The following is a 7,782-nucleotide window of genomic DNA, read 5'->3' on the forward strand; positions in this document are numbered from 1 at the left end:
GGTTAGTTGCAAGTTAAAAGCAGCTAAATCGCTCTTAATCAAGCGTTTTAGAATAAAAAAAACGCCGATATTTTAGTACATGGTAAATAGCCAACCACCACGGGGTTTCTTTTGCCTTTTTTTTCATTTGGTAAATTTTTTAAATATTTATGGCTAAAGATTGCACGAATGTTGCAATTACAAAAACGATTTCTACTAGGGTGTCATCCCAGTGCGTGACACTGGAATCCAGCCTTTATTATGCAGCCACTTGGTTGAAATTAAGTCTTCTGGATCCCAGTGTCACGCACTGGGATGACACCATTCTTTTTCCTGGATCCAAGTAGTCAGGGCACTGGGATGACAGCTACCCTGACAATCGTCATCCCGCTGCTTGTTAGCGGATACCGCGGCGGTATGACGTAGAAGTTATACTTTTATGCTTACCAACTTAATAAAATTCCTGGATTCCAGTGTCAGCTACTTTCATGACACCAACAGTTGATATTGGTTTGTTGCTTTGCTAGCCAACTACTAGCTATGCCTCAAGTTTCCTATTCAAAATTTTCAATATCAAATCCAATTCATTTGGATTATCATACCGTATCATAACTTTACCCTTAGAATTGTTGTCATTAATTTTGATCTTTAAACCAAGTTGAGAAGATATAGCGCCTTCTATTACCGTCATATCTTGATTTCTAGTATATTTCTGTTCTTTTTGGTTGTTGCCTTGATGCAAATCTTTTATCAATTTTTCAGTTTGTCTAACGCTTAAGCCTTGAGAAACTATTTTTTCTGCAATATCTTCCGCATTTTCAACATTAATCAACGCTCTTGCATGACCCATAGACAACTTTTTTTCGTTGATAATTGTTTTCACCCTACAGGAAAGTGACAACATCCGAATCATATTGGTTATGTGGCTGCGGCTTTTGCCTATAGCTGAAGCTAATTCTTCATGTGTATAGGAAAACTCATCTATCAGTCTCTTATACGCTTCACCTTCTTCTATTGGATTAATATCTTGCCTTTGTATGTTTTCAATAATGGATACTTCCTAGCATTCCTTGTCGCTCAGATCTTTTATGATAACGGGTGCACTATCAAGATTTGCAATCTTGCTTGCTCGCCAACGACGTTCTCCAGCTATTATTTCATAACCATCATCATTTGAATCTTTGCGTACCACGATAGGCTGTATAATGCCACTTTTCTTTATCGAATTTGCAAGCTCTCTTAATGATTCCTCGTCAAAATGTTTCCTCGGTTGAAATTTGCTTGGGTGCAGTAATGAAATAGGCAAATACTCTTGTCGATCTTCTTTATTATCATAATTATCGCCTATGAGACCGGCAAGACCTCTGCCTAAGCGTCTATCATCCTTCATACTACGCCCTCGCTTACTAGTTTCTTCTCCTTACAACTGCTCGCGTGCTTTTTTAAAATTTCCCTTGCCAAACTTATATATGCTTGTGCACCAGGACACTTAAGATCATACACAATAGCGGGTTTTCCATGAGAAGGCGCTTCTGATAACCGTACGTTACGTGGAATAACAGTCTCATACAATGGGATGATAGTTTTGTATACTTTATCATTTAAATACTGGCAAATATCGTTTTTAATCTGTTCACTGAGTTTGTTACGCCTATCATACATTGTTAACACTATCCCTTCTATTGCCAAAAAAGGGTTTAGGTTATTCCTTTTTATCAGCTCTACAGTTTTAACTAAATGGCTTAATCCTTCCAGAGCAAAAAATTCACACTGAAGAGGAACAATAATAGAATTAGCAGCAGTCAAGGCATTAATGGTTAGAAGCCCAAGTGATGGAGGGCAATCGATGATTATATACTCATAATTATCGCGTATCTTCTCCAATGCGCTTTTTAGTACGAATTTTCCTCGCTCAAGTTGCGATAATTCAATTTCTGCAGCTGACAAATCAACTACTGACGAAATTAGCGATAAATTCGGAATTTCCTTTATATTGAAAATTGCCGATTCTATCAATTTATTTTCGCTGCTTAGTAGTATTTTGTATATGTTTTTTTCTTCCCTACTACGATAAGAAATCCCGAGTCCGGTGCTAGCATTTCCTTGAGGATCAAGATCTACCAATAAAGTGCTTTTTCCCACAGCAGCAAAGGCTGTCGACAAATTTATACTAGTTGTGGTTTTGCCAACTCCACCCTTTTGATTTACTATTGCAATAATCTTGCTCACGCCTTTTATCTTATGTATAAAATAATTCTATTGTATATATGCAAGAAACTTTTGCATTAGAAAATTTTTTTGTTGCTAATCACACTAAAATTAGACTGTCTTTTTTGCTTTGTGTAACACACTTTGAACCTTGTTTCCTAATTCATTCAGAGTGAATGGTTTTGGCAAAAAGTGAAAATCTTCTATATTGATGTCATCACTCTTTAAAAAAGCATCTTCTGCATACCCAGAAATAAAAATAACGTTGATATTTGGCCTATGGATCAATGCTTCTTTAACTATTTCTGGGCCGCTCACCTCTGGCATGATTACATCAGTGATTATAAGATCTATATGTTGACTTTTTTTACTGATTATTTCTAGCGCCTCGCTGCCTATGCTTGCTTCTATTACATCAAATCCTTTTCTTTTGAGTGCTTTAGAGATGAATTCCCTTACTGAATCTTCATCTTCGATTAATAAAATTATACCATTACCTTTAATTTCACTTACTACCGGTTTTTCTGTTTCTTCACTATCTTCCTCTCTATCATTTTCATCTGATATGTAAACCATGGGCAAAAATATGCTAAATTTAGTTCCATGATTTACTTTGCTAGCAACATAGATGTATCCTTCAGTTTGTTTAATAATGCCATATACAGTAGAGAGGCCAAGACCTGTACCAGAGGTAATATCTTTGGTAGAAAAAAATGGATCAAAGATCTTTTCAGTTGTATCACTCGTCATTCCACATCCAGTATCAATTACTTCAATCACAACATAATTTCCATGTTCAATCGCTTCCTTGTCTGGAGAAAACATATCCTGAGGTGTAGAATTTAATGAGTCAATCTTTTGATTAAAGGTTCGTATAGTTAATTCCCCGCCCTTTTCCATAGCAGCACTAGCATTGACTGCTAAGTTAAGTATAACTTGCTCTAATTGCCCTTGATCAGCCCTAACAGCACCCAAGTCTCTACCATAATAAATGTTAAATTTTATATTTTCACCTATTAATCTTTTTATCATTTCATAAAGATTAGCTATAGTTCTATTTACATCAATAATTTTTGGCTGCAAGGTCTGTCTTCTTGAAAAAGCAAGCAATTGTCTTACTAAATTTGATCCACGCTTTGCATTTTGCTGTATCTGTATTATATCTCCAAAAGATGGATCACCAGCTGAATGCTGGAGTAAAAGCAAATCGCAAAATCCTATTATCCCAGTCAATATATTGTTGAAATCATGCGCAATACCACCTGCTAACTGCCCTATAGCTTGCATCTTTTGATAATGCTCAAGCTTTATCTCTAGGTTTTTGTGTTCAGTATTATCAATAAAATAACAAATTATGAATATCATTTTATTATGAAGAAACTTATTGAAATATATTTTTATGTTATTACCGCCGTTGAGCTGTACATCAAAAGACGCATTATTTATTCTATTACTCGAAAAATATTCACGTATTTTCACATGATAACTATCCAATATCAATGTAAAGATTGAATTATTATCTGACCCTGCAAGCTTTATTAGTGCCGTATTTTTCTTTACAAAGTTGCCGTTTATGTCACATTGTGCAATAGCAATTGATGAATTTGCAAAACAAGGGTGTAATTGATAATCAACAATATTTGATTCGGTTGGTGTTATAAAGCCATATATATAGCTATGGTTGTATTTATCACAAAATATAGCAGTGCTCATATAAGCCTTGAATGGAATACCACTTATAGTAAAAAACAAAATTTCATTATCGGTTGTTGTATTGTTATATTTAGATTGAGATATAAAATCACTGATTGAGCTACCTTTTTCCAGTTTTTTCAGTTCAAATATGTCTAAAAATCTTTTATTTACAGATAAAATCACCCCTTTGGCATTTGCAATGTAAGTTCCTATGCTGTGTTTTTCTATTAACTCTTCATATACCTGCTCCTTGTTTATCTGTGTTGCTTTTAATACAAAATACCCATCTGGCCTTGCTATTGGCACTAATGATAAATTTAAAATCTTATTACTATTTATAGCAATTTGGGGATTATCTGGTATCGGCTCAAAGAGCAAAAGAAAGTTAGATACTCTATTCTTCTTGTTTAAGGAAATGCATACCTGTATAGAAGAGTTATTTTTTAGTGCATGATAGAGTACTTTTTTGTCTGCTTCTGAAACATCTCCTATTTCAAGAATCTTGCCTAACGTAATGTCATCATCTATATGATCTTTAAACCTTTCGTAGAACCTTGCATCAGCATAAATAACACCCTCATCTTTATGTAAAATAAGGCAAAATTCTGTATTATGATTTAGTGCATTTGCAAATATTGCATTTTGAAATTCTATAGTATTAAGTAGGTATCTGTAGCGTTTTACATTATACATCATAAAGAGAGTTGTTAGAATGCTAACTAATAAATTAATCTCTATATTAATATGCTGACTATATATATCAAAAAAGTAGAGTATCGATATTGCTACTGGAGGTAAGAGCATAATAACTGCCATCACAACAATTGACATTCCATAATTTCTTAGTATGAAGTCAACCCTGTTCTCTTTTTTGTTATCTATGTATCTTTTATTCATTATTGTTACTTGGCATTGTTGTACATACGAAAATGTTCTATTATATTGATTTAATTATTATAGATTTATTAACGTCTTTGATAGATAATTATCATCCAAATCTAATTAAGTTCCTTAAATATCAGATATAACAATGTTAATAAGCTAGCAAGAGGATATTATGGAAAAACAGAAAACACAAGCATTTAAATGGTTTTGTGCACTAAGAGATAAGATCATAGAATCTTTCTTATTAATTGAAAAACAATCATCCGCAGAGCCAAAGATCGAAAAGAGAAAGTGGGATCGCCCAGGTGGTGGAGGTGGTGAATCTACAATTATTTTTGGTAATGTTTTTGAAAAAGTTGGAGTAAACGTTTCAAAAGTACACGGAAAATTTGCAGATTCAGCCATTAATGAAATTCCTGGTGCAAGTGAAAGTAACGGAGAGTTTTGGGCAAGCGGTATATCTTTAGTGTCTCATATGCAATCGCCCCTTATCCCTGCAGCACATATGAACACAAGGCTGATATATACTTCAAAACAATGGTTTGGTGGAGGAATGGATTTTACGCCAATATATAAAAATGAAGAAGATTGCAAGTATATCCATGAATCAATCAAAATGACATGTGATAGATTTGACACCGGATATTATCCAAAATTTAAAGAGCAATGTGACAACTATTTTTTCTTACAACACAGAAAAGAGCCGCGTGGTATTGGTGGCATTTTCTATGATAATCTGAGTTCTGGCAACTGGGAAAACGTTTTTGAGTTCACAAAAGCAGTAGGTGAAGCCTTTTTGGAAATTTATTCGCACGTCATACGTAAACATATGCAAAAATCTTGGACAAAAGAACAACGAGAAAATCAATTAATAAAACGTGGCAGATATGTAGAATTCAACCTGTTATACGATCGTGGCACAAGGTTTGGTTTAATGACTGATGGCAATCCAGATGCAATTATGATGTCAATGCCACCACTTGTTAAGTGGTTATAGAGAGCTGCTATTAGTAAAAAATAAATCATCATAGTTTAAAATTGTACCATGGTAGTGAGCTTTTATATAGGGGTATAATCATGGGTATAATAGATAATTTTTTAATTAAATCTGTCAAAAACAATGACATAAAAGGTGTTAAACTGACTCTAATTCTCTATGATGCATTAAATAGTTTTAGAAAATTCTTTTCAAAGACTATGTCTCTCAAGAATACAGGATCATTTGATATAAATAATAATCAAGCTTTAAATCAGGCTTTAGGACATGCTACAGATCACAAAATAATGGAATTGCTGATTAATCGTGGAGCTGATATCCACTCAATAGATGAGAATGGAAAGAATGTTATAATTCGTGTTATTGAGAGTTTAGCAGAATCAAAAAATCTAAAATTGGATAGTGAGAAAAACTTACCAGCAGAGATAATTCTTCACCCCACAGTTTCCTTTTTACTAGGAAAAGGCGCAGAGTATTATTCTACAGATGATTTGAATGTTGAAGCTATACAACAAAAACCTCCTAGAACCTCTGAATATGAGCCAATAACTATGTACGCTGAGGTGAACAACAATGTAATACCACCTCAAAAACCTCCTAGAACTTTTGAGTATAAGCCAAAGAGCACTAATTATGATGCTTTGCCTTCAAAAGAGCCAATTTACGCTGAGGTGTATGATGCTAAGGTTAGTAACTCATTAGGGGAGAATGGTTATTTGAGTGTATCAGAAGAATCTATTTATGCTGAAATATATGATTCACATAAAAAATCCATTGAAAATTTATCATTGGAAGATAGTGGTTATTTGAGTATATCAGAAGAACCTATTTATTGCACTATAGATGATCTTTCAGAACAAAAAAGCCTACTAGCCTAAAACAGAAAGAGCCAGAACAGTCGTCAGAACCTATTTATGCTAGGGTAGATTTGTCCAAGAAAAGAGCAGAAAGAAAAGCAAAAGACATAAAAGCTAATTCTGGAACTTGCCATGGGTTAGTGCAAGATAAAGTGAATGATTGGCAAGTGAAGCTAAATGAGCTAAGTGCTAATAAGTCGATAAGTCAGCAACAGACTAATGATCAAAAAATTAAGACCAAGGCTGGCTTTAGTGTAGAAGAAATAAGGCAGAAATATGAGCGTAGAGATTCTGGCTATGATTCCGATACAAAAGTTGAACAACAATTAGAATTAGCTCCTAAATCTGAGATAGGTTCAGTGAGTATTGAGCATGGAGTAATAGGAGGCTGTCGATATAAGATTACTGATATATCCCTCTAACTATGTGATTCAAAATAATTGAATTGACTTTATATATGTAATCGATATAACCTAGTTAGATTCAAGTTGACTCTTTCGTCTAGTGGTTAGGACACCACCCTTTCACGGTGGTAACACGGGTTCAAATCCCGTAAGAGTCACTCAAGTAGAATATAATTAAAGTTTTGAATGGGAAAAATTAGGCTCTATGTTGAAGAAGCTTTATCACAAGGCGTGAGTTTAGCACTTAATCCACAACAAAGTCACTATATTTGCAATGTAATGCGGCTTAAGAAGTATGATAATCTCTCTCTTTTTAATGGAAAAGATGGAGAATGGTTAGGAGAAGTAGTTAATATATCGCGTAAATTGACAGAAGTTACACCCAAAGAATGCACTAAACAACAGCAATATGAGGAAAATTTATACCTGTATTGTGCCATGGTAAAAAGTGCTGCTTTGAACAACATAGTAAGACAGGCAACTGAAATGGGAGTAATCTGCATTCAATTTATTTCAACGGAACGTACAGTGGTAAAAAATATTAACCTAAGTAGAGCAAAATTACAAGCAATCGAAGCAGCGGAACAATCAGGTAGGATAAGTATACCAGAGATTTTGCCTCCTATTAACTTTTGTGAGTTACCTGATTCCCAGAGTAAAAATTTTGTTTTGTGTGATGAAACAGGTAAGAGGTTGTCCGGAAACAAGTAAAAGGCTATAATATCTGAAATTTTAGTACGGGGTAAAGATGAGAAAA

At 34.1% G+C, this 7,782-nt stretch carries 5 protein-coding genes, 1 tRNA gene and 3 pseudogenes; 5 read left to right on the top strand and 4 right to left on the bottom strand.

Annotation, left to right across the window (positions count from 1 at the left end; genetic code table 11):
- Positions 1-198 precede the first annotated feature (198 nt).
- From BA053_RS08775 to BA053_RS04435, 4 genes and pseudogenes are all read right to left on the bottom strand, one after another.
- Positions 199-282, bottom strand: a pseudogene (locus BA053_RS08775) (WPE palindromic element domain-containing protein); the annotation flags it as partial.
- 235 nt (positions 283-517) lie between these two features.
- Positions 518-1,369, bottom strand: a pseudogene (locus tag BA053_RS08375) (ParB/RepB/Spo0J family partition protein).
- On the bottom strand, positions 1,366-2,208 hold the full coding sequence (locus tag BA053_RS04430) for a ParA family protein (RefSeq protein WP_006280226.1): 843 nt from the start codon (positions 2,206-2,208) through the stop codon (positions 1,366-1,368). The pseudogene BA053_RS08375 and the gene BA053_RS04430 overlap by 4 nt, the downstream one beginning before the upstream one ends.
- A gap of 90 nt (positions 2,209-2,298) precedes the next feature.
- On the bottom strand, positions 2,299-4,779 hold the full coding sequence (locus BA053_RS04435) for a response regulator (RefSeq protein WP_065106806.1): 2,481 nt from the start codon (positions 4,777-4,779) through the stop codon (positions 2,299-2,301).
- 160 nt (positions 4,780-4,939) lie between these two features.
- On the opposite strand from BA053_RS04435, the gene hemF reads away from it, so the two are divergent.
- The 5 genes and pseudogenes from hemF to BA053_RS04455 all read left to right on the top strand — a co-directional run.
- Complete coding sequence (gene hemF / locus BA053_RS04440) at positions 4,940-5,764, top strand: oxygen-dependent coproporphyrinogen oxidase (protein WP_065106807.1); 825 nt, start codon at positions 4,940-4,942, stop codon at positions 5,762-5,764.
- A gap of 80 nt (positions 5,765-5,844) precedes the next feature.
- A complete protein-coding gene (locus BA053_RS04445; protein ID WP_245611068.1) occupies positions 5,845-6,642 on the top strand; it encodes a hypothetical protein in 798 nt (265 codons plus the stop codon).
- A 50-nt stretch (positions 6,643-6,692) separates the two neighbouring features.
- Positions 6,693-7,043, top strand: coding sequence for a hypothetical protein (locus BA053_RS08090; protein WP_245611069.1), 351 nt, complete (start codon positions 6,693-6,695; stop codon positions 7,041-7,043).
- Positions 7,044-7,111: 68 nt separating this feature from the next.
- A tRNA-Glu gene (locus tag BA053_RS04450) sits at positions 7,112-7,183 on the top strand.
- 28 nt (positions 7,184-7,211) lie between these two features.
- Positions 7,212-7,733: pseudogene (locus BA053_RS04455) on the top strand (16S rRNA (uracil(1498)-N(3))-methyltransferase); the annotation flags it as partial.
- Positions 7,734-7,782 lie beyond the last annotated feature (49 nt).

This window comes from Wolbachia endosymbiont of Nomada ferruginata (assembly GCF_001675785.1).
GTDB classification, from domain to species: Bacteria; Pseudomonadota; Alphaproteobacteria; order Rickettsiales; family Anaplasmataceae; genus Wolbachia; species Wolbachia pipientis.